Annotated in this window: 23 protein-coding genes; 10 read left to right on the top strand and 13 right to left on the bottom strand. The window is 47.1% G+C overall.

What is annotated here, in order from left to right; translation table 11 throughout:
• Positions 1-23 precede the first annotated feature (23 nt).
• The 6 genes from ACKTRM_RS05265 to ACKTRM_RS05240 form a co-directional block, all read right to left on the bottom strand.
• Positions 24-2,357, bottom strand: coding sequence for a YhgE/Pip domain-containing protein (locus tag ACKTRM_RS05265; protein WP_012117219.1), 2,334 nt, complete (start codon positions 2,355-2,357; stop codon positions 24-26).
• A gap of 74 nt (positions 2,358-2,431) precedes the next feature.
• On the bottom strand, positions 2,432-3,004 hold the full coding sequence (locus ACKTRM_RS05260) for a TetR/AcrR family transcriptional regulator (RefSeq protein WP_003155219.1): 573 nt from the start codon (positions 3,002-3,004) through the stop codon (positions 2,432-2,434).
• Between the two features lie 148 nt (positions 3,005-3,152).
• On the bottom strand, positions 3,153-4,586 hold the full coding sequence (hemY, locus tag ACKTRM_RS05255) for a protoporphyrinogen oxidase (RefSeq protein ID WP_012117218.1): 1,434 nt from the start codon (positions 4,584-4,586) through the stop codon (positions 3,153-3,155).
• Between the two features lie 27 nt (positions 4,587-4,613).
• Positions 4,614-5,549, bottom strand: coding sequence for a ferrochelatase (gene hemH, locus ACKTRM_RS05250; protein WP_012117217.1), 936 nt, complete (start codon positions 5,547-5,549; stop codon positions 4,614-4,616).
• A 75-nt stretch (positions 5,550-5,624) separates the two neighbouring features.
• Positions 5,625-6,686, bottom strand: coding sequence for a uroporphyrinogen decarboxylase (gene hemE / locus ACKTRM_RS05245; protein WP_012117216.1), 1,062 nt, complete (start codon positions 6,684-6,686; stop codon positions 5,625-5,627).
• Between the two features lie 123 nt (positions 6,687-6,809).
• Positions 6,810-8,951, bottom strand: coding sequence for a transglycosylase domain-containing protein (locus ACKTRM_RS05240; RefSeq protein WP_012117215.1), 2,142 nt, complete (start codon positions 8,949-8,951; stop codon positions 6,810-6,812).
• A 122-nt stretch (positions 8,952-9,073) separates the two neighbouring features.
• Between ACKTRM_RS05240 and hmoB the strand changes: the two genes are divergently transcribed.
• From hmoB to ACKTRM_RS05225, 3 genes are all read left to right on the top strand, one after another.
• A complete protein-coding gene (gene hmoB, locus ACKTRM_RS05235) occupies positions 9,074-9,574 on the top strand; it encodes a heme-degrading oxygenase HmoB (protein WP_012117214.1) in 501 nt (166 codons plus the stop codon).
• Positions 9,575-9,691: 117 nt separating this feature from the next.
• Positions 9,692-11,077 carry a hypothetical protein gene (locus ACKTRM_RS05230; RefSeq protein ID WP_012117213.1) on the top strand — a complete coding sequence of 462 codons (1,386 nt, stop codon included), beginning with the start codon at positions 9,692-9,694 and terminating at the stop codon, positions 11,075-11,077.
• A gap of 69 nt (positions 11,078-11,146) precedes the next feature.
• Positions 11,147-12,334 (top strand): M20 family metallopeptidase, encoded by a 1,188-nt coding sequence (locus ACKTRM_RS05225; protein WP_012117212.1) that lies wholly within the window; start codon positions 11,147-11,149, stop codon positions 12,332-12,334.
• A gap of 22 nt (positions 12,335-12,356) precedes the next feature.
• Here the strand turns inward: ACKTRM_RS05225 and ACKTRM_RS05220 are convergent, their stop codons facing one another.
• The 3 genes from ACKTRM_RS05220 to ecsA are packed head-to-tail and all read right to left on the bottom strand — an operon-like array spanning position 12,357 to position 15,066.
• Entirely contained in the window at positions 12,357-13,061 is a 705-nt protein-coding gene (locus tag ACKTRM_RS05220; protein ID WP_012117211.1) for an EcsC family protein, read from the bottom strand.
• A gap of 42 nt (positions 13,062-13,103) precedes the next feature.
• Positions 13,104-14,330: an ABC transporter permease gene (locus ACKTRM_RS05215; protein ID WP_012117210.1), complete on the bottom strand. Its 1,227-nt coding sequence runs from the start codon at positions 14,328-14,330 to the stop codon at positions 13,104-13,106.
• Positions 14,323-15,066 (bottom strand): ABC transporter ATP-binding protein EcsA, encoded by a 744-nt coding sequence (ecsA, locus tag ACKTRM_RS05210; RefSeq protein WP_003155231.1) that lies wholly within the window; start codon positions 15,064-15,066, stop codon positions 14,323-14,325. The genes ACKTRM_RS05215 and ecsA overlap by 8 nt, the downstream gene beginning before the upstream one ends.
• A gap of 490 nt (positions 15,067-15,556) precedes the next feature.
• Here ecsA and ACKTRM_RS05205 point away from each other — a divergent pair, with 490 nt between their 5' ends.
• From ACKTRM_RS05205 to ACKTRM_RS05195, 3 genes are all read left to right on the top strand, one after another.
• Positions 15,557-15,994 carry an HIT family protein gene (locus ACKTRM_RS05205; RefSeq protein ID WP_007409220.1) on the top strand — a complete coding sequence of 146 codons (438 nt, stop codon included), beginning with the start codon at positions 15,557-15,559 and terminating at the stop codon, positions 15,992-15,994.
• Between the two features lie 135 nt (positions 15,995-16,129).
• Positions 16,130-17,209, top strand: coding sequence for a 3-phosphoserine/phosphohydroxythreonine transaminase (serC, locus tag ACKTRM_RS05200; protein ID WP_012117209.1), 1,080 nt, complete (start codon positions 16,130-16,132; stop codon positions 17,207-17,209).
• 120 nt (positions 17,210-17,329) lie between these two features.
• Complete coding sequence (locus ACKTRM_RS05195; protein WP_012117208.1) at positions 17,330-17,848, top strand: tryptophan transporter; 519 nt, start codon at positions 17,330-17,332, stop codon at positions 17,846-17,848.
• Between the two features lie 57 nt (positions 17,849-17,905).
• Here the strand turns inward: ACKTRM_RS05195 and ACKTRM_RS05190 are convergent, their stop codons facing one another.
• Positions 17,906-18,097, bottom strand: a complete 192-nt coding sequence (locus tag ACKTRM_RS05190) for a hypothetical protein (protein WP_007409223.1) — start codon at positions 18,095-18,097, stop codon at positions 17,906-17,908.
• Between the two features lie 117 nt (positions 18,098-18,214).
• On the opposite strand from ACKTRM_RS05190, the gene ACKTRM_RS05185 reads away from it, so the two are divergent.
• Positions 18,215-18,571: a YtxH domain-containing protein gene (locus ACKTRM_RS05185; protein WP_007409224.1), complete on the top strand. Its 357-nt coding sequence runs from the start codon at positions 18,215-18,217 to the stop codon at positions 18,569-18,571.
• A gap of 180 nt (positions 18,572-18,751) precedes the next feature.
• Positions 18,752-19,363, top strand: coding sequence for an HTH-type transcriptional regulator Hpr (locus ACKTRM_RS05180; RefSeq protein WP_003155240.1), 612 nt, complete (start codon positions 18,752-18,754; stop codon positions 19,361-19,363).
• Here ACKTRM_RS05180 and ACKTRM_RS05175 read toward each other — a convergent pair.
• The gene (locus ACKTRM_RS05175) at positions 19,360-19,701 is read right to left on the bottom strand and encodes a YhaI family protein (protein ID WP_003155243.1); all 342 of its coding nucleotides are present in this window, start codon (positions 19,699-19,701) and stop codon (positions 19,360-19,362) included. The two genes, ACKTRM_RS05180 and ACKTRM_RS05175, sit on opposite strands and share 4 nt — an antisense overlap.
• A gap of 210 nt (positions 19,702-19,911) precedes the next feature.
• On the opposite strand from ACKTRM_RS05175, the gene ACKTRM_RS05170 reads away from it, so the two are divergent.
• Both ACKTRM_RS05170 and ACKTRM_RS05165 read left to right on the top strand, forming a co-directional pair.
• Positions 19,912-20,442: a DUF3267 domain-containing protein gene (locus tag ACKTRM_RS05170; protein WP_007409225.1), complete on the top strand. Its 531-nt coding sequence runs from the start codon at positions 19,912-19,914 to the stop codon at positions 20,440-20,442.
• A gap of 60 nt (positions 20,443-20,502) precedes the next feature.
• On the top strand, positions 20,503-20,721 hold the full coding sequence (locus ACKTRM_RS05165) for a hypothetical protein (protein ID WP_003155245.1): 219 nt from the start codon (positions 20,503-20,505) through the stop codon (positions 20,719-20,721).
• Positions 20,722-20,777: 56 nt separating this feature from the next.
• Here ACKTRM_RS05165 and yhzE2 read toward each other — a convergent pair whose 3' ends face one another.
• Together yhzE2 and yhzE1 are read right to left on the bottom strand one after the other, a co-directional pair.
• A complete protein-coding gene (yhzE2, locus tag ACKTRM_RS05160) occupies positions 20,778-20,864 on the bottom strand; it encodes a sporulation protein YhzE2 (protein WP_003155248.1) in 87 nt (28 codons plus the stop codon).
• Between the two features lie 124 nt (positions 20,865-20,988).
• Positions 20,989-21,075, bottom strand: coding sequence for a sporulation protein YhzE1 (gene yhzE1 / locus ACKTRM_RS05155; RefSeq protein ID WP_017417375.1), 87 nt, complete (start codon positions 21,073-21,075; stop codon positions 20,989-20,991).
• Positions 21,076-21,114 lie beyond the last annotated feature (39 nt).

The raw sequence follows: 21,114 nt of genomic DNA, 5'->3' as shown, positions 1-21,114 counted from the left end.
CATCTGCTCAGAGCCTCTTTTTCTTATGCTGTTATTTCTTCTTCCGTTTTGTGTTCTTTTTTGCTTTGCACCGTAAAATACACGATGGTCAGCGCGATCATGACAACGGCGATGCCCAACAGAATGGATGCCTGCTGCCACATGTAGCCGTAGTCGCCATTTGAAATGACGGCACGGAACCCGTTGATGCTGTAAGTCATCGGCAGTGCCCCGTGAATCACTTGATAGAATCCCGGCAGGAGTTCAAGCGGGAAGGTTCCTCCGCTTGCCCCGAGCTGGAGCACCAGAATGATGACAGCGATAAAGCGTCCCGGATTCCCCATCGTTGTCGCCAATAATTGAATCATGGACAGGAACGCGATGCTGGTAATCATCGTAAAGAGATAGAATCTCCACGTGCTTTCCACATCAAGCCCGATTCCTTTTAACAGAACCGTGGCGACAATAACGGATTGAATCAGTCCGACAAGCAGAATAACACTGAATTTGCTGAGGAACCATTCAAAACCGTTTCTCGGACGCCCTGAAGCTTCACTCAGAGGGAATACGACCGTCAGCATCAATCCGCCGACATACAAGCCCATAGAGAGAATATAAGGCGTCAGTCCAGTACCGTAGTTAGGCACGGAATGAATCGCGTTATCGTCCGTTTTTACCGGATCGGCAAACATGCTGTACGTTTTGTCATCTGTCTTAATGTCCCCGGTTTGATCAGCCGCATCTTTCAGCTGGCTGGACAATTGTCCGGTGCCGTCTAAAAGTTTGCTTAAACCGGTGCCGAGAGACGCTTGACCCTGCTCAATTTTGGACGAGCCGTCATGGATTTTGTTTTGCGCGTCCAGCAGTTTCGTTAAGCCGCCTGATACTTGGCCGCTCCCTGACACTAACGCTTCTGATCCTGATTTGAGCTGTCCGAACTTGCTGTTGTATTCGCCGATGCCGGCTGTCAGTTTGTTTTGGCTTTCAAAAACGGTCTGCGCTCCGCTGTATAATTTATCAGTTCCCGCTGTCAGCTGGTTAATCGCGTCTTGTACCGCCGCTGCGCCGTTATACAGTTTCGATGTGGACTGAGGCAGTGCTTTCAGCTGATCAGCCTTCGCTTTTACATCTTTGAGCGCGCTTTTTATGACTGACATATCCGGAAGCTGAATATCTCCGCCGGACGGAAGCTGGCTGACGATATTGTCTAAATCCGGAAGGTCGGCCTTCGGAAGCTTCTCATTCAGAAGCTGAACAAGTTTCGCTTTTTGCTCATCCGTTAAGAAATCACTGTCCTTAATCACCTTTTTGACCGCATCATCCCGGGCATCCAGGCTGTTTTTCAGATCAGAAAGCTTCTTCTTAAACTGCTGCAGATCCTTTTCAGTCTGTTCGAGCTGCCCAACCGCGTTTTCAATGTCTGACAGGTTGACTGAATTGATCGCATCTTCAAATGCCGCCGCTTTTTGCGACACTTCCTGCGCCTTGCTGTTTAACGCACTTAATCCATTCGTTAAATCCGGAAGCTTTTGCTGGAGCTGCTTTTGTGCGTCAAGGCTTGTTTTCAGCCCGCTGGCCACTTGGCCTCCTCCTGAAGCAATCTGTCCTGATTTATCTTGAATTTCGGCGCTTGCGCTCTGAAGTTTTGCGATAGAGCTGTCAAGCGTTTGAATTCCGCTTGTCACTTTCGCCGCGCCGTCTGCAAGCTGCTGTGTTTTATCGCCGATGGTGGCGGTGCTTTCAGTAAGCTTCGCTAAATTTTCCTTCAGCTTGGCGCTGCCGTCTTTCGCGTTTTTCGTGCCGTCGTCTATTTTCTTGGCTCCGCTGCTGGCTTTGCCGAGCCCTTTGGCAATATCTTTAAAGTTATCAAAAATGACTTTTGCGTATTGCTCTGTCACTTCTTTCGACACGGAGGCTTTCAGTTTGTCGATCGCCTTTTCCCCGATTGTCGCGCCGACATAGTTTGATCCGGCATTCGTATGATATTTCAGATCCAGCTTCTTCGGATTTTTATCCATTACCGTGCTGGCGTTATTAGAAAAATCTTCAGGAATCTCGACCAATAAATAATATTTAGCATTTAATAAGTCCTTTAACGATTGATCAAGATCGCTTGAAAAATGCCAATCAAAATTATCATTTTTCTTTAACTCTTTCACAAGATCGTCACCGATCTGAAGATGTTTCCCTTCGTAGTCCGCCCCTTTATCCTGGTTGACAACGACAACCGGCAGCTGATCCACCGTGCCGTACGGGTCCCAGTACGCCTTCAAAAACACTCCGCTGTAGATCAGCGGAACGAATAATATGGCAATGATGGGGATTAACAGTTTCTTGTTCGTTACAATGTCTTTCCACTGGCTTTTTATTGTATTCAACCCTGTTGCCTCCTTCCGCAAACTGACTCATTTGACAAAACGGTCACTGCACCTAAAAAGTGAAGGATCATCTATTATTTAGATAATCCTTGACCAACATACATTTCCAGCAATTCGGCGATCGTCTCTTTTTCAAGAGGCGGATGGTTTTTTTCCCAGTCAAATATCAGCGCGATGTAGAGCTTGAGCATCACAAAAGCGGTCAGTTCCGGATCACACGGTTTAATGCTTCCGTTTTCAATGGCTGTTTCTATCTTTTCTTTAATGTATGACAGAATGGCCCGCTCCATTTTCGCAATGACATCCTGAACGGCTATTGTACCAATCTCGGCGTTCTCCTGAAAAATTTTAATAGTCAGCTGGTGTGTTTTTCTGAATTCCAAAATCGCGACAAGCGCCCGGTGGACATTTTCGTGAAATGAAAGCTCCGGTTTCATCGCTTCGTCTGCGTGTTCCTTCATTTCTCTTAAAATAGTGGTGAAAATATCATCAAACAGTTCTTCTTTGTTTTTGAAAAACGTGTAGATGGTTCCCTTCCCCACATTTGCAAGCTTTGCCACCAGATCCATTGTCGTTGCTTTGTAGCCGAATTGTGTAAAAGACTTCGTTGCCGCTTCCAGAATGAGCTTTTTCCGATCGACGGACATGTTTCCCACCTCGTTAAATTGACCGTTTGAACGTTTTAGTCATTTTGTACATAAGATAACTTATCACAGTCGCAAAGAAGATTCAAATGTTTTCTCTCTTTATTGGTGTTCCCTTTACAGAACGGGAACATGCAAAAAAACCTCCGTTTTACGATAACGGAGGCTGGTACGTTTCAAATAAATAAGCCAGTGAATCGTATACGGCGGCTTTTCCCTGGTCGATACAGTCGGGGATGCCCACCCCTTCGAAAGACGCGCCCGTCGCGTATACGCCCGGATAGGAAGCTTTCAGCGCATCTCTGAACTCTTTGATGCGCTCCTTATGGCCGACATGGTATTGCGGCATGCTTTCGTTCCAGCGGGTCACACAGGTCATTTCCGGTTCACCATTTATTTTCATTACTTTTTTCAAATCTTCCATTACGATTTTAATGATCTCGTTATCTGAAAGATCTACGATGGATTCATCTCCGGCCTTTCCGACGTACGCCCTGAGAAGCGTTTTGCCCTCCGGCGCCGCGTGCGGCCATTTTTTATTCGTCCATGTGCAGGCCGTGATGGAGAAGTCGCTGTTTCTTGAGATAACGAATCCCGTACCTTCATGCTCCATCTTGACGGCTCCCTCAGGAAAACCTAAGGCGACGTTGGCAACGGACGTAGAATGCATGTCTTTAAGACATGAAACCGCCGGCAGATCAGAAAGCATTTTCGCCGCGGCTTTATGCGGGGCTGTCACAATGCATCCTTCCGCATAGAGCACTTTGCCGTTATCAAGCGTCACGGAGTATCCCTTCTCCTCGCGGCCGATATGGGTGACTTTCGTTCCTTTCATCACCTTTGTCAGCGTAAGCTGCTTTTCCAGCTCCTCCACCAACGTTTGAAGCCCTGTCGTCAGCGTTAAAAACTGGCCCTGCTTTTTAGCCGTCAGCTGCTGTCCCGAAGGCTGCGGACGCGATTTTTTCATGCCGAGAATCAGGCTTCTGTGCTTCTGCTCAGTCTGATAGAATTGCGGAAACGTGGACATGAGGCTCAGCTTATCAATATCTCCGGCATAAATCCCTGATAATAGCGGTTCTATTAAATTCTCAACGACTTCGTCACCGACGCGTCTGCGGAAAAATTCACCCAGAGACTGATCTTCCTTCGGTTTGCTCGCAGGCAGGACAAAGTCAAGCGCCGCCCGCGCCTTTCCGGGAACAGAAAATAAACCGGTGGAGATGAACGGAGCGATTTTGGTCGGAATGCCCATCACCGCGCCCTTCGGCATCGGATGGAGCGTCTCGTTGACGAGCACGTAAGACTGGCCGGTCGCATTGTTGACGAGCAGATGCTCAAGCCCCAAATCCTTGACGAGCTGCGGCGCGCTTTTTTTCCTTTCCAAAAAAGAATCCGGCCCCCGCTCAATGATGTAGCCGTCTTTATGCTGCGTCTGAATTTTGCCGCCCGCTCTCGGGCCCGCTTCAATCAGGGTGACCTCAAGCGGCAGCTGTTTTTCCTTGATTTCTTTTTCCATGTAGAAGGCGGCGGCTAATCCCGTTATGCCGCCGCCGATGATGACCAGATGTTTTTTATCGCCACTCATTTTTATCGCCTTCTTTACCGTTTAATTCTACTTGTCCAGCTCTTTCAGCACGACCGCTGCAAGCGCGTCGATAAATTCAGGCTGTGCGTTCGGCATAGCCGGACGATAGTAGCTTGCGCCGACTTCTTCGGTCACAGCTTTGCATTCATAATCATTATCGTAAAGCACCTCTAAATGATCGGCAACGAAGCCTGCGGGCACGTATACAAATGCTTTATAAGGATGCTTTTGGTACAGATCGCGCGTGAGATCCTGCACATCCGGTCCGAGCCACGGATCAGGGGTGTTCCCTTCGCTTTGCCAGCCGACTGCGTAATCGGTAATTCCGGCGCCTTCGGCAATCAGTTTTGCGGATTCCTCCAGCTGGTCAGGATACGGATCTCCGTATTCTTTAATTTTTTCAGGAAGGCTGTGCGCTGAGACGATCAGCATCGCGTCATCCCGTTCTTCTTTCGGCATTGATTCATATGTTTTCTTCACCTGGCCGACCCAATAATCAACGAATTTCGGTTCATCATACCAGCTTTCAACAGACTTGATGGTCAAGCCGCCGAGCTTCTCCGCTTCTTCTTTCGCGCGTTTGTTGTATGACTGGACGCTGAATGTTGAAAAATGAGGGGCGAGCACAAGGCTGACAGCTTCTGTAATGCCGTCTTTATGCATGTCCGCCACCGCGTCTTCAATAAACGGTTCAATATGTTTTAATCCGATGTACACTTTGAATGTTACGTCATCCTGGATTTCATTTAAACGCTGTGCGAGCTTCTCCGCCTGCTCCTGCGTAATTTTCGCCAGCGGCGAAATGCCTCCGATCGCTTCATATCTGTCTTTTAAATCTTGAAGCATATGAGGCTCCGGCTTTCTTCCGCGTCTGATATGCGTATAATAACGTTCTATGTCCTCTTCTTTGTAAGGCGTTCCGTAAGCCATGACAAGAAGTCCCATTTTCTTTTTGCTGCTCATTTTGTTACACACCTCTTTTGATGGTCTGTCCACCTTGATTTTGACAGGAAAATCTACTTATAACCAACGATCTGCTCAGGAAGATTGTTCCGTTTTTTTGGCCGCGGAATATTCATGTACAAACGCCGTCAGCTTTTTCAGCGTTTCCGGATTGACATCTGGGAATACACCGTGCCCTAAATTGAAAATAAACCCGTCCGTTTTCATGCCTTGATCAAGTATTGCTTTCGCTTTTTTCTCGATGACTTCCCAAGGCGCAAGAAGAAGCGACGGATCAAGATTGCCCTGAACCGTTTTTGTAATGCCTTGTTTTCTGGCGTCATCTATGCCGAGTCTCCAGTCAAGACCGACGACATCAAGAGGAAGGTCATGCCAATCCCCGGCCAGATGGCTTGCGCCTACGCCGAACATGATCAGCGGAACTTGTTCTGCTGAAAGCTCCCGGAATATTCTGTCCATCACCGGTTTTATAAACTGCCGGTAATCTTCGCGGTTCAGCGCGCCGACCCATGAATCAAAAATCTGAATGGCTTTTGCGCCGGCGTTAATCTGCGCTTTCGCATAAACGATAATCATGTCCGCGAGCTTGTCCATCAGCATTTTCCACGCTTGCGGCATACTGTGCATAAACGCTTTTGTTTTGTTGTAATTTTTAGAAGGCCCGCCTTCAATCATATAACTGGCCAGCGTAAAAGGCGCTCCCGAAAAACCGATGAGCGGAACATTCAGCTGTTCGTTTACGAGTAATCGGATCGTTTCCAGCACGTAAGGAACATCCTGTTCGGGATTCAGTTCGCCGAGCTTTTCAATATCCGCAGCAGAGCGCACCGGCTGATCGATCACCGGGCCGATTCCGTTTTTTATTTCAACATCCACTCCGATATAAGGAAGCGGCGTCATAATGTCTTTATATAAAATGGCAGCGTCCACTCCGTACTGCTCGACCGGGAGCCTCGTCACATACGCGCACAGCTCGGGCTGATGCGTAATTTCGACTAAGCCGTACTTTTCCTTCAGCTTGCGGTATTCCGGCTGAGACCTCCCCGCCTGTCTCATGTACCAGACAGGGACGTGATTTGTTTTTTCTCCCCGTGCCGCTTTTAAAAACGTATCATTAAACGCTTCTCGTTTACTCATCTGAATTTCCACCTTTCCTCCTGCAACCATACGTTCGTGTTCTTCGCCCATTACACTATACCTTGTTTTTTCAAAAGCGTATAGAATTGAGGCTTAATGTTCAAAAAATCGCCGAATTCATGATTAAGAAGAAAAAAGCTTCGGCTGAACGTATTCCGTTCCCTCTCCTTCTTGATCCGTCTGTGAATTATATGGAACGACTTTGTATGAAGCCCCTGAAAACAGATTGGCATACGGTATGTCAAAGCTGCCTTTTCCTTTCACCGAATCCAGAAGCTTGTCTTTTCCGTCTTTCTTCTCATATATTCGGTAAACAACCCGATCATCCTTTTGAATATCCCATTTTAATTGAACCGTAATCAGTCCCATCGCCTTAAATGTATAACGGGCCGACAGGGACTTTACCGCCTCCAGCTCAATCGGGCTGCCCAGTTCCTTCACATTTTCAGGCTTTTTGAATGTCCGGCCGTTTTCACCCGCTTTTGTAACGATAGCTTTAAAGAGTCTGACCGGGTATTGGCTTCCGCCTTTCAGGTAATGGGTTTTATCCGTTTTGTCATAGCCCATCCAGACGGCTCCCGTCAGTCCGGGAGTGTATCCCGCAAACCAGGCGTCCTTTGTCGCGCCGGGGATGCCGGGAAATGTGGTCGTGCCGGTTTTCCCCGCCAGGTCACCTTGATAGCTGCCTTGTGAAGCGGTTCCTTCTTTTACGACCTGCTGAAGCATTCTCGTCATATTCCATGCCGTCTGTCCGCTGAAGACGCGCGTTTTGCCGTTTTTAGGCCCGGATAACGTTTCTCCGTCTTCGTCCGTGATGTTCTCTATAAAAAATGGCTTCGTATACATTCCGTTTGCCGCAAAGGTATGATAAGCTCCGGCAAGCTGAAGCGGGGTGACGCCTTCTGACAGACCGCCAAGCGCAATCGCGAGTCCGTTGTCAGAAATGTTCATGCCGTTTTTCTCAAGATACGATTTTCCCGTATCTACGCCGATCTGCTTCAATGTCCAGACAGCGGGCGCATTTATGCTGTAAGTGATCGCATCCTGCATCGTCACTTCCCCCTTGTACTGTCCGTCATAATTTTTCGGTTCATACCCGTCGTAGGACGTCAGTTTGTCTTGGAGAAGCGAATACGGTTTGAACTTGTCTTCCTGCATGGCGGGCCCGTATACGGCAATCGGCTTAAACGTTGAGCCCGGCTGCCGCTTCGCCGTAACCCTGTTGTATCCTTTTGTCACGTAGTCGCGTCCGCCGACCGCCGCGCGCACGCCTCCGGTTTTATTATCAATAAAGACGGCGCTTCCCTCTGCCGCCTGATCCGTCCCCGGAAAATAGCCGCTTTCCTTCATGAGGGTGTATGCCGTTTTCTGCAGCTTGGAATCAAGTGACGTCCGGATCGTATAACCGCCTTGAAGCAGCTGTTCACCTGACATCGAATAACGGTCTTCCGCCTCCTTGATGACAAGATCAATATAACTGTCAAACCAAGGCGTTTCTGATGTTTTCTTGACATTAAGCCCCAATGTCCGGCCCTGGGCTCTGACGGCTTCCTTGGCGCTGATATAGCCTTGGTCGTTCATCATTGCAAGAATCGTATCGCGGCGTTCTTTATTTTTATCCGGATGCTGAATCGGCGAATAAAGAGATGGCGCCTTCGGAATCGCTGCCAGAACGGCTCCTTCCGCAACGGTTAAATCTTTTACTTCTTTATTAAAGTAGTAGTGGGACGCGGCTTGAATGCCGTAAACGCCATGGCCGAAATAAAGCTGGTTCAGGTACATTTCAAGCAGCTTGTCCTTGCTGTAATCACGCTCAAGATTGATGGCGATAATGACTTCCTTCGTCTTGCGCAAAAATGTTTTATCATGGGTCAGAAAAATGTTTTTCGCCAGCTGCTGGGTGATCGTGCTGCCGCCCTCCACCTTGCCGCCTGCTAAAACATCCCGGAACACCGCCCGGCCGACAGACTTCACATCAATGCCGTGATGTTCGTAAAACCGTTTATCTTCAACGGCGATAAAGGCATCTCTCACATCTTCCGGAACCTGCTGAATGGATACCGGCTCGCGATTTTCCGTATAGAGGCTCGCGATTTCATCACCGTTTTGATCGACGATTTTTGAAGATGCGTGCAGTATTAATTTCTTTTCATCGATGACATAATGGCCGAGAAATATAATGATAATGTATCCGATTAACGCGAGAAAAGCGGTTGCCGCCGCAATTACAGCCGGAATAAAGAATCTTTTTTTCTTTTTCAGCATAAGTCACCTCGCCTTTCTTAACTTGTAGTATGGGAAATATTGTTTCGAATTATGTCAGAATGAGTCGCCAATAGAAACTTATACCACTCTTTTGATATACTAGCAAGCAGGAGGTGGCTGATATGAAGGTTTATATTACATACGGGACAGCCGATTTTTTAAAGACGATTGCAAAGAAACACCCGAGTGAGAATATGGTGCTGATGCAAGGGGGGGATAATGCGGTTTTAATTCATGAAACAAATGGAGAAACCGTTTTTCAGGCGCCCCATTCCTATGAAAGCATCGACAGCGTCGGGGAAATCAAAAATCCGGGCTACGCCGTCCTCAACAACATCGCCGTTACCCAGGAAGGCCGTCCGCTGTTTGAAAACCGGTTTAAAAACCGCGCCGGCAAAGTGGAAAATGAACCCGGTTTTCAAGCCATCCGCGTATTAAGACCGCTCGAAGGCGATACGTATGTCATTTTGACCCTGTGGGAAGAGGAAAAAGCCTTTCAGGATTGGCAGCAGTCAAACTCTTATCAGGAAGCTCATAAAAAACGCGGAACATCTGCAGGCATCGACACGACGTCTATTTTCTCCCGCCCGTCTTATGTAACCGCTTATTACGCAATAGACTGAAAACCGCCGGAGATTCTCCGGCTTTTTTGATGTCCCGATTTTACGCATCCTTCTTTGCACCTTCCGCCCGCCTATGAATAACCTGTAGCAATCCTATTTATAAACGGAGTGGTTCAATTGGGGATCGGCGTCTACTCGGTACATCTGCTTTATGTTGCTTTTATCGCGGCCATTATCGTTTTTATGCTCCTCAGGAAAGATACAACCTTTATTTCACTCGCCGGCATTTTTGTGATTGCGCTATGGACGACGCATTCATTCTCCGCTTCGGTCAGCAGTCTGTTTCACAGCTTCACGTATGCAGCCGGAGAATTGCTGCCGACGATTTTTATCATTTGTTTTATCGTGGCGATGAGCGGCCTTTTGACCAAAACCGGTATTAATGAAGCGATGATTTCTCCGTTTGCAAAGCTGATGAAAGGGCCGGCTGTCGCGTATTGGGTTATCGGCTGTCTGATGTTTGCCATCTCTCTTTTTTTCTGGCCGTCACCAGGGGTGGCGCTGATCGGCGCTGTGCTGCTTCCCGCAGCGATCCGGGCAGGCCTTTCTCCGATCGCCGCGGCAATGGCGATGAACCTGTTCGGCCACGGATTCGCTTTATCGGGGGATTACGTCATTCAGGCGGCCCCGAAATTAACGGCCGATGCCGCGGGCATTCCCGTGAGCGATGTCATGCAGGCAAGTATTCCGCTCGTTTTGATCATGGGGTTAACGACGACAATCACCGCTTTCATCCTCATCATGCGGGATCGAAAAAAAACGAAGGCCCCCCTCTCCTTGGACAGCTCCGGTTCTTTGGACACAAGTATGTATCTGCCGAAAAAACTCAGGGTGATCCTGTCGGTTTTCATTCCGCTTGTTTTTCTCGCCGATATTATCTGTATGATCGTATACCGCCTGCAAGGAAACGATGCGACGGCACTCGTCGGAGGAACCGCGATCGGCATTCTCCTGATCATTCATTTCATTGTATATAAAGAGCGGCATTTAGAAAAGATCACCGAGTATTTTATCGGCGGTTTTCAATTCGGCTTTAAAGTATTCGGCCCCGTCATTCCGATCGCGGCCTTCTTTTATCTCGGTGACGCGGGGTTTAAAAGTATTTTGAACACCTCGCTGCCGAAAGGATCTGCGGGGATCGTCAATGACCTCGGATTGGCCCTGTCCCATTCTTTTCCGATGTCCGGAGAATTCGCCGGCATCGCCCTGGCCGCAGTCGGTGCGATTACCGGGCTCGACGGGTCAGGGTTTTCCGGTATATCTCTTGCAGGCTCGATGGCAAAGCTGTTTTCCGCCGCGCTTCATACGGACCCGGCCGTTTTAACGGCGCTGGGCCAGATTTCAGCGATCTGGGTCGGGGGCGGAACATTGGTCCCTTGGGCACTGATCCCCGCTGCGGCTATTTGTAAAGTTGACCCGTTTGAGCTTGCCAGGAAAAACTTTATCCCGGTTGCGGCCGGGCTAGTCGTCACAACGATCGCCGCCATCATCATTCTCCCGTAGCAAAAGGATTGAAATCTTCTGACATTTTCTATACAATCATGGGAAAAGCAGACGAGGGGGACATCGCTTTTGACGTTAACGACACTTCAAAAAAGCTTAAACGCTCAGCTTGACGGGCTGTATGAGGAAATGGTTGAAATCAGGCGTCACCTTCACATGAATCCCGAGCCATCCTTTAAGGAGAAAAAAACACCGGCGTTCATCGCCTCATTTTATGAAAAGCTCGGCGTTCCCATCCGGACGAATGTCGGGGGCAACGGTGTCACAGCCTATATTGAAGGGAGTGAACCGGGACCGGTCGTGGCACTCAGAGCTGATTTTGACGCTTTGCCGATACAGGATGAAAAAGATGTGCCCTATGCTTCACAAATTCCCGGCGTCATGCACGCCTGCGGGCATGACGGCCACACGGCGGCTCTGCTTGCGGTCGGAAAAGTGCTGTACCGCAACCGGGAAAAACTGAAAGGGTCATTTGTGATGATCCATCAGCACGCCGAGGAATTATCTCCCGGCGGAGCAAAAGCAATGATTGAGGATGGCTGCCTCGAGCATGTCGATGCCATTTTCGGCACTCACCTTTGGGCGACTGAACCCGCCGGGACGGTCTTATGCCGCCCGGGCGCAGTGATGGCCGCCGCTGACGGCTTTACGATTAAAGTCATCGGGAAAGGCGGCCACGGCGCGATTCCTCACGATACGAAGGACGCCGTTTTAATCGGCTCACAAATCGTCACGGCTCTTCAGCATATCGTCAGCCGGCGGGTAAATCCGGTGCAGCCGGCCGTCATCTCAGCCGGCTCGTTCATCGCTGAAAATCCGTTTAATGCGATTGCCGATCAGGCAGTCATATCAGGCACCGTCCGCTCGTTTGACGAAAGTGTGCGCAGCCTGCTCGAAGCAGAAATAGAAGCCGTCGTAAAAGGAATCTGTTCCATGCACTCCGCTTCCTATGAATATCGTTTCAAGCGCGGTTATCCCGCCGTCGTTAATCATCCTGAGGAAGCAGCGCACGCGGCGGCAGCCGCAGCGGAAACAGATGGCGTCACGAAGGTCGTTGAAGGAGAGCCGCAGATGGCCGGAGAGGATTTTTCCTATTATCTGCAGCATACAAAAGGCGCATTTTTCTTTACGGGCGCCGCTTTAGAAAACGCGGAAACCATTTATCCTCATCACCACCCGAAATTTGATTTTAATGAAAAAGCGATGCTGACGGCCGCCAAGGTGCTTATCGGCGCCGCGGTGAGCTACCCCCGATAGGGCATAAAAAACAGCCGGTACATTACGTACCGGCTGCTGTGATTCTTAAATGAAAAACGTGCCTTGCCGTCTCACCGAGCTGTGACAGCAGTTTATAATTGGCCGCTCCGCCCACGGCGGCTCCGACGACCGGCAAAAGCTGAAACAATTTCACCACGTCCAGATAATCGCGGTATTCCTGCTGAAAAACTCTCCAATCGACATCATGCTTTTTCGAATCCCACTGTTCAATCATTGAGTATATGCGTTTCCGCTGTTCACCGCTTGAGAAAGCCAACTGAAAAATAAACAGCAAAAACAATCGCTCATCCCTGTCTTTCACATCATAGCCGTAAATAGAGACAAGATCGAACAGACATTTCATTTTAATGGATAACAGCAAAGGAAAATCAGCCATCCCTAAAAAAATTCCGCCGGCCCCCGTACCGATACCTTCGGCTGCCGCGACCTTTTGGTACGATACGATGGTTTGTCTGGCGAGGGCATCTTTTTCAGCAAGCGTCATACCGTTTGTATCCCGCTTGCCTTTCACCAGATTTGAACCCGCCATTGTTGCTTCGGTCATTTTTTTAATGCTTTCTGTGATGACGGCATGAATTTTATCGGGAATCCGCTCATTTATTTTCGCCTGCATTCCTTTAGAAAAACGTTCAAGCATAGAATCTTTGCGCAAAAAACGCGCTTTCCATTGCAGTGCTTCCTGTATCAGCTGCTGATCGTCGGTCATCTGTGTCTCCTTCTTTCATTGAGGTTTCAAAAACCCGATTGATTACAGCTTGCCGTACTTTTTCAATCTTCCGCCCATATACGAAGGCATGATCACAAAAATCAGAACGGCTGAAGCAACAGCCGCATACAGCGCCCCGCTGACTCCCGCGGCATAGGCTGACGCTGCACAGAACAGCAGCGCCTGCACGGTTAATGCCGATTTCATCAGCGAAAAGAAACTTTGCAGCTTCGCTTTCTGATTGACCGGGTAAAGCTCCTGCAGAGAAAGATGATGAAAATGCCCGAACAGCGGCAGAAGCTGTATCCCCGTAATAAAAACGGTAAAAACGGTTAACGCCGCCGTTATCCACGGATTAGCGGAAACGAGCATAATAATCAGGATAAAAATAATCGTGAGCCTGACCTGAATGCCGAGATAATCATTTGAACGCAGAAAGGCCCGCGCATACATATAGGAGAACGTTTTCCGCTGTTCAAACGGAATCATTCTGAGCAAAAAGTCGAGATACGCCCGGCGTTTTGCCTGTTTTTTCAGGTGAGGCACATCGGTAAACAGATTGGCGATTCTGTAAAAACGCTGTTTCCTTCTTAATTCATATTCAATATGGGCTTCCCATTTTAATGATTTATGTTTTGCGGCCGATGTGAAATACACATAAAGGCCGGCCATCACAATGTAGACGGCGGCAGCGTACACATAAAACGACTGTAAGACGAAGTATAAAAGCAGCATATTGCAGATAAAGCGTATGACCGCATCCATCATTTTCATGCTTCTGTCATTCATAAACGTCATCCGCCACTCCATGGCCTGATTCCACGCTTTTACCGCCAGCATCTGAATAAATACGGCGGCATACGACGAAAGCGACGCCCCCGGACTTACAGCGAAAAACAGAGGCATGCACACAAGCGACAGAGCAAGAAGCGGGAACAGCTGTGACAGATAGCTGTACTTAAATGAATGCTTAAAGTATGTCCCCATTTTCGGTTCAAGCGGCAGCAGAAACACGAGGTCCGCTTCCTTTAGCAGCGTCCGGACGTATGAACCGGTCAGCACAAATGAAAAGAGCACCGCCATCACCCAAAATGACGGAAAATGAACGGGAATGTCTTTGACCCACTTGCTGTACCAGCTCGCCGCGCCGGCAATAAAAAAGATCAGCACAATGACGAGATGATCATTGAGCATATATTTCATATACATTCTGGTTTCCTTTATATGCTCTTCAAGCCGGGACTGCCAAATCGTAGACATATTATTCATGGCCGGCGTCTTCCTTCGTCAGTTCGATATACAAGTCATCAAGAGCTGCGTCTTTCATGCCGAACTGCTCTCTCAGTTCTTCCAGTGTGCCGCTTGCCCGCACTTCGCCGTTATGTAAAATAATGAAAGCGTCACAGTAGCGCTCTGCCGTAGCCAAGATATGCGTTGACATCAGCACGCTTGATCCGGCTTTTTTCGCGGCGTCCATCCGCTCCAGCAATGCATTGATCGCAAGCGGGTCAAGGCCGAGAAACGGCTCGTCAATGATATAAAGCGAAGGCTCCGCGAGAAACGCGCACATGATCATGACTTTCTGCTTCATCCCTTTGGAAAAGTGAGCGGGAAACCATTTCAGCCTTTTTTCCATTCTGAATTCTTTCAGAAGCGGAGGAAGCCTTTTTTCAAGCGTTTCTTTGGAAAGGCCGTACGCCATGGCCGTCAGCTCCAGATGCTCTTTGAGCGTCAGTTCTTCATACAGCACCGGCGTTTCGGGGATGTACGTAAATTGCGAGCGGTAACTTTCCTTATCCTCCGAAAACGTCTTGCCGTTCAGCTCGATCGAGCCTTTATGCGGGTCCATTAATCCGATAATATGCCGGATCGTCGTGCTTTTGCCCGCGCCGTTTAATCCGATGAGTCCGACAATCTGGTTCGGCTCAAGGGTGAATGAAACATTTTTTAAGACCGGGTTTCTCGTATAACCGCCGGTTAAGTCTTTTACCGATAGCAGAGACATAATTTCTCCCCTTCTGATTCGTTTTTCTTCATAGTACCAAAAATAAAGTCTGATTTGAAACGATTCCCTTTTTTTCTCACGTGAAAAGTGTGCATAGTTATCGTTTTGGCGGACATCATAATGTATGTAGAAGGAAACAGCTTTAATCAACTGAAAATGAGGTGTTTATAAAAGACGTCTTAGAACAGTTGGATGAAAATCAACATGTCCTGTGCTTACAATTTCTTCACACACTGCTTTGATGATGTTCTTCATTCATGATGAAATAATCAAATGAGGTGTTTGTCCCAGGAATGATTAAGCAGACCCATAAGTCTTCATTTTAAAAACAAATGAGGTGCTTACAAAAGGCATATTCAATTTTCTGTGATAAAGCTCGTACTTCTGCATCAGGGTGAACGCGCAGCCGTTCATCCTGTTTTTTGTTTTGGCCGTTTTTGTGGTACGATGAGAATATACATATATTTCTTTTCAGGGAGGAAACCCATCTATGCACAAAGCGGACGATTGTATTTTCTGCAAAATCATTGCCGGTGACATTCCGTCTTCAAAAGTATACGAAAATGAACACGTCGTGGCGTTTCTTGATATCAGCCAGGTCACAAAAGGCCATACGCTCGTGATTCCGAAAACACATATCGAAAACGTGTACGAGTTTACGCCTGAGCTTTCTAAAGAATATTTTGAAGCGGTGCCGAAAATCGCACGCGCCATCCGCGATGAATTCGAGCCGATCGGGCTGAATATTCTCAATAACAACGGTGAAAAAGCGGGCCAATCGGTGTTCCATTTTCACATGCATATCATTCCGCGTTACGGAAAAGGCGACGGTTTCGGGGCTGTCTGGAAGACCCACGCCGAAGACTATACGCCTGACGATCTTCAGGAGATCGCTTCAACCGTCAGAAAACGGCTTGCCTCATCTTAAAGATGAGGTTTTTTTGCGTCCGAAAACACAAAAAACATAAATTATATTTTTTTATATCAAAAAAATCAAAAAATTGTGATAGGATAATTGTATTATTTCTTACACTAAAGCGGAAAACAGGGAGAGATCGTAAACATGGAACGTACAACGAATTTCAATGCAGGACCCGCAGCCCTTCCACTGGATGTGCTGCAAAAAGCACAAAAAGAATTTGTCAACTTCAATGATACCGGCATGTCCGTCATGGAGCTGTCCCACCGAAGCACGGAATATGATGCGGTGCACCAAAAAGCCAAAAGCCTTCTGAAAGAACTGATGGATATTCCCGACGATTACGATATTTTATTTCTTCAAGGCGGCGCAAGCCTTCAATTCTCCATGCTGCCGATGAACTTTTTAACGCCGGAGCAAACGGCGCACTTCATCGTAACGGGCGCATGGTCTGAAAAAGCACTCGCCGAGGCGAAACTGTTCGGAAACACATCCGTCACGGCAACAAGCGCAGATTCAAACCACAACCACATACCGGAAGCGGACCTCTCAGGAATCAAAGACGGCGCCTACCTGCATATTACGTCAAACAACACGATTTTCGGAACGCAGTGGAAAGAGTTCCCGAATTCAACAATCCCGCTCGTAGCCGACATGTCAAGCGACATCCTGAGCAGAAAAATTGATGTCAAAACGTTTGATGTCATCTATGGCGGAGCCCAGAAAAACCTCGGGCCGTCCGGCGTCACGGTCGTCATCATGAAAAAATCATGGCTTGAAAACGAAAACGCCAACGTCCCTAAAATGTTGAAATACTCCACTCACACAAAAGCCGATTCACTGTATAATACGCCGCCTACATTTGCGATTTATATGCTGAGCCTCGTCCTTGAATGGCTGGCTGAAAACGGCGGTGTCGAAGCGGCTGAACGGCGCAATCAGGAAAAGGCCGATGTCCTGTACGGCACAATCGACGCAAGCGGCGGGTTTTACGCGGGGCATGCCGCAAAAGACAGCCGTTCTCACATGAACGTCACGTTCACCCTCCGCGACAGCAGTCTCACGAAAAAATTCGTTGAAGAAGCGAAAGCGGCTAAAATGACCGGACTCGGAGGCCACCGCTCAGTCGGAGGCTGCAGGGCGTCTATCTACAACGCCGTCAGCCTGGCTGATTGTGAAAAACTGGCTCAGTTTATGAGAAAGTTCCAGCAGGAAAACGAATAAATTTCTTCTAACATAACGGTTCCTTTGATATACTGTTTGCATATCAATTTTTCCGGCCATCGCAATAAATGACGAGCATATTATTGGATGGCGAAAAAGCTTAGCAGAGGAGAGCTTAGTATGAAAACAAAAGAATTAGTCATTATGGCCCTGTTTGCGGCAATCGGAGCGGTGCTTCATTCCATTATGCCGCCGGTATTATTCGGAATGAAACCCGATATGATGCTTGTGATGATGTTTATGGGTATTCTGTTATTCCCCCGTGTGCAGAACGTGCTGATGATTGGGATTGTAACGGGAATCATTTCCGCACTCACGACATCTTTTCCGGGCGGACAGCTTCCGAATATCATTGAAAAACCGGTAACGGCGTTTCTGTTTCTCGCGCTGGCGCTTTTGGTGAAAAAGAGCGTGAAAACAGCGGCCGCCGCCGTCATTACGATAGCCGGCACCTTCATCTCCGGTTTGCTCTTTTTGGCGCTGGCCCTTCTGATTGTCGGCCTGCCGGGCGGATTCACCGCATTGGTGCTCGCGGTCGTCCTTCCGGCGGCTGCGCTGAATACGATCGCCATTATCATTATGCATCCGATTGTGCAGACGATCTTAAAACGGTCCAATATGATTGAAACGGTGAAATAACCGCATACCGAAACCTCTTCCGGCCGGAAGAGGTTTTTTAATGTGTTTCAGCATGTTTTATACGAGAAGTTTTGTGAAAAAGATAAGGAACAATGCGAGGGCGGTTCCTGCTGAGCAGACGATGGCCTTTTGGCGGACGACCCGCTTCGGCGGATAAGAAGCGGCCTGGCCGAGCAGTTTCAGGTAATAAACGGCGCCCGCCGCAAAGACAAGAGCCATACAAGATAAAACAATCATAAAGACAGACAACCTTCTCCCTCCTTTTCCCTTAAAAAATATGCTAAAATAAAGCAAGCTATGTATAGAAGTTTATTCTTCTGAACAAAAATGATAAAAGTTATGAGAAAAAAAACGGGGTGATTTCAAATGGCTGACGGACGTTCCCTTTTAACAGGCCTTTTCGTAGGCGGATTGATCGGAGGCGCAGCGGTGTTACTCTCGGCTCCTTCATCCGGAAAAGAGCTGCGGGGCAAAATCAAAGCGAATTGCAATTCAATTGAGGACACAATCAAACGGTTAAAAAAAGACGGAATGGCGCTTAAGGACCAGCTTGTCCAAACGGCGAAAGAAAGCGCAGAAGTCATTAAAGACGTAGGCGGAGAGCTTCAGACCAGCATTAAAAGGTGGCAGGAGGAAATCAAACCGCACCAGCAGGATCTTCAGAAGGAAATCGCTGATATTGAAGAGAAAATCAGACAGCTGGAGAAAACCTTACAAAACTAATATCCTATACAACCAAAAAAAAGTGCGGACATATTGCGTTCCGCACTTTTTTTTGCGGTTTAAAGCCTTTCCCAGCAACGGATGAAGAATTTATTATAAAATTCTTAAATTTTCATCTTTATTAATCTTTATTTTATTGGCATAATAGAGGAAAAGAAAATGTGAAGCAGGTGATCTGTATTGAATCGTGTTGAACCGCCTTACGATCTAAAAGAAGCTTTAATCTATACCCAAAAAATGGCGCAGCTGTCCAAAGCGCTCTGGAAATCTATCGAGAAAGACTGGCAGAATTGGCTGAAGCCGTACGACCTTAATATTAATGAGCATCATATATTATGGATTGCCTATCAGCTTAAAGGAGCTTCTATTTCAGAAATCGCCAAATTCGGCGTTATGCACGTATCAACTGCATTTAACTTTTCAAAAAAGCTTGAAGAACGGGGATATCTGAAATTTTCCAAGCGTCTGAATGATAAACGGAACACGTACATTCAGTTAACAGAAGAAGGGGAAAATGTATTTGAAAGCCTGCTTGAGGAGTTTGATCCGTCGAGAAACGCTGTGTTTAAAGGCTCACAGCCGATCTACCACTTATTCGGGAAGTTTCCTGAGGTTGAAGAATTAACCTGTGTCATCCGCCACATTTACGGCGAAGATTTTATGGAGATATTCGAGAAATCATTGACAAACATAAACAATGATTTTGATAGTGAAGACGGAAGGCTGAAGAAAAAAACGGACGAATCGGCTGTCCATGAAACGGCTGAAGAGCTGGAACCGATCAACAGTTAATCAAAGTGCTTCATAATCTCAATAAATTCTTCCATCAGCGCTGTATAAAGCCCCTGCTCATAAAGAGCAAAAATCGTTTCATGAACATCTAATTTTTCGTTCAGCTGTCCCGCAAAAAGCGCAAGGAGCTTGTCAAACGTCACAAAGCCTTGCGCTTTTTGCGACTCCAGCTCGTCCTCCAATTCGCGGCAGATCCGCCCGACCTCTTCTCCTTCTTCTTCGGTCAGCCCTTTTTCAATCATCATCGCATAAAAAGGGTACTTATCCATATCCACCGTTTTCACCAGCAATTGTATGTAATATTCTAAACGCCCGATACGCTGATCCATTGAATCCATCCGTTTCACTTCTTTCTATCTTTAATCTTATTTTAGCTGATAATGAATGGAGAAGAAAGGTTAAACCGTACATTTCCATGTTTCACCGAGCTCTTCTGTTCTTCTCTTTCCAGGTTTATTTTTTTCTTTAAAAAAGGATTGATTTTTTCTCCTGAAGAGAGTAAATTATTTTGAGATTGTATTCCATCTTTGTACGGAAGGATGACTCTGATGAATTGCTGGAAAACCATTAATCTGATCAAAGATTATGGTGCGGTTCGTTTATTATTGACTGCTGTAGGTTTTATGATCCTGTTTTTTATATGCAACTTCTTGGCATTCGGGCTGCTGCGTCCGAATATCAGTTTAAGTGACGGGCACGTGTTTGCTTTTTGTGTTCTGCTCGTTGTTACTTTATTTGTACATAAAGTCATACATGTCCTGCCGATGATCTGTAAAAAAAGAAAAAAGGAAATGAAAATGTACTTCTTGCGGATGCCGACATGGAAAGGCATACCGAAAACGACGATGCTGATTTCAACGATCAGCCCGTTTTTATTCATTACGCCGTTATTGTTTTATGCCGGACTGGCATTTCCGAGACACGCTCATTACTTTTATATGATTTCGAGCATCCATGCGGGGTATTGCCTGCCTGATCTTCTGTTTGCCCTGCATCTGGTCAAAGCGCCCAAATCATGTCTGATTGACCAGGAATCCGACGGTTTTGATATTTTAGTAAAAAAAGTGCCGGAGTCTTGATGTCCCGCTGATTTTTCAGGTTACATTCTATCTTTTTTAATAAATATTTGGTAATGTAATATGGGAGCAGTTCAGAGAGAGGGGGAATCTCCCATCATTTTATTCTATTTTATCGTGGCTGCCCTGTTTATTCTTTATTTCATAAACAGGCTCACAAATACATTATGCCTTGTCAGAGAGATTCCTGAAGACCGGCAGGATAAGGTATTCCGTTTTATTAATGTATCTATTTTAATTTTACTGATCTCTTCATTCGTCGAGATCTCCTTTACTGTGTAAACAGGCAAAAAAATATGGCTGACGGAGGTCTGACCCCCGACAGCCATATTTTTTTCTTAATAAAGCCAAGAAGCGCCGATGATGATCAATAAGATGAACAGAACAACCAATAATGCAAAACCGCCTGCAAATACTTCACCCATCTCCAAAAGCACCTCCTACAAAACGTTTTATTTTTCCAATTACATCATATGCAATTTACTTCTGAAACGATTAGGCGCCCGGGTAAGAAAACGGACCGCTTTTAGAAAAAGCGATCCGTTTCGCTTAACAAATGTAAGCTGCACCTACGATGATAAGCAATATGAACAGTACTACGAGCAGTGCGAAACCGTTTGAATATCCTCCGCCCATGGTTCATTACCTCCTTTTCATGATCAATATATTTGTATG

It is taken from the genome of Bacillus sp. D7-8, from assembly GCF_052055895.1.
Taxonomy (GTDB): Bacteria; Bacillota; Bacilli; order Bacillales; family Bacillaceae; genus Bacillus; species Bacillus velezensis.
Note: the sequence above shows the minus strand (reverse complement) of the source record. Positions and strands in the feature narration are given on the sequence as shown.

What these genes read in the sequence shown, in the direction of transcription:
- ACKTRM_RS05260 (WP_003155219.1), bottom strand. Translation starts at nt 3,004, where the DNA reads ATGTCCGTCGATCGGAAAAAGCTCATTCTGGAAGCGGCAACGAAGTCT.
- hemY (WP_012117218.1), bottom strand. Translation starts at nt 4,586, where the DNA reads ATGAGTGGCGATAAAAAACATCTGGTCATCATCGGCGGCGGCATAACG.
- hemH (WP_012117217.1), bottom strand. Translation starts at nt 5,549, where the DNA reads ATGAGCAGCAAAAAGAAAATGGGACTTCTTGTCATGGCTTACGGAACG.
- hemE (WP_012117216.1), bottom strand. Translation starts at nt 6,686, where the DNA reads ATGAGTAAACGAGAAGCGTTTAATGATACGTTTTTAAAAGCGGCACGG.
- ACKTRM_RS05240 (WP_012117215.1), bottom strand. Translation starts at nt 8,951, where the DNA reads ATGCTGAAAAAGAAAAAAAGATTCTTTATTCCGGCTGTAATTGCGGCG.
- hmoB (WP_012117214.1), top strand. Translation starts at nt 9,074, where the DNA reads ATGAAGGTTTATATTACATACGGGACAGCCGATTTTTTAAAGACGATT.
- ACKTRM_RS05220 (WP_012117211.1), bottom strand. Translation starts at nt 13,061, where the DNA reads ATGACCGACGATCAGCAGCTGATACAGGAAGCACTGCAATGGAAAGCG.
- ACKTRM_RS05215 (WP_012117210.1), bottom strand. Translation starts at nt 14,330, where the DNA reads ATGAATAATATGTCTACGATTTGGCAGTCCCGGCTTGAAGAGCATATA.
- ecsA (WP_003155231.1), bottom strand. Translation starts at nt 15,066, where the DNA reads ATGTCTCTGCTATCGGTAAAAGACTTAACCGGCGGTTATACGAGAAAC.
- ACKTRM_RS05205 (WP_007409220.1), top strand. Translation starts at nt 15,557, where the DNA reads ATGCACAAAGCGGACGATTGTATTTTCTGCAAAATCATTGCCGGTGAC.
- serC (WP_012117209.1), top strand. Translation starts at nt 16,130, where the DNA reads ATGGAACGTACAACGAATTTCAATGCAGGACCCGCAGCCCTTCCACTG.
- ACKTRM_RS05195 (WP_012117208.1), top strand. Translation starts at nt 17,330, where the DNA reads ATGAAAACAAAAGAATTAGTCATTATGGCCCTGTTTGCGGCAATCGGA.
- ACKTRM_RS05185 (WP_007409224.1), top strand. Translation starts at nt 18,215, where the DNA reads ATGGCTGACGGACGTTCCCTTTTAACAGGCCTTTTCGTAGGCGGATTG.
- ACKTRM_RS05175 (WP_003155243.1), bottom strand. Translation starts at nt 19,701, where the DNA reads ATGGATTCAATGGATCAGCGTATCGGGCGTTTAGAATATTACATACAA.
- ACKTRM_RS05170 (WP_007409225.1), top strand. Translation starts at nt 19,912, where the DNA reads ATGAATTGCTGGAAAACCATTAATCTGATCAAAGATTATGGTGCGGTT.
- ACKTRM_RS05165 (WP_003155245.1), top strand. Translation starts at nt 20,503, where the DNA reads ATGGGAGCAGTTCAGAGAGAGGGGGAATCTCCCATCATTTTATTCTAT.
- yhzE2 (WP_003155248.1), bottom strand. Translation starts at nt 20,864, where the DNA reads ATGGGTGAAGTATTTGCAGGCGGTTTTGCATTATTGGTTGTTCTGTTC.
- yhzE1 (WP_017417375.1), bottom strand. Translation starts at nt 21,075, where the DNA reads ATGGGCGGAGGATATTCAAACGGTTTCGCACTGCTCGTAGTACTGTTC.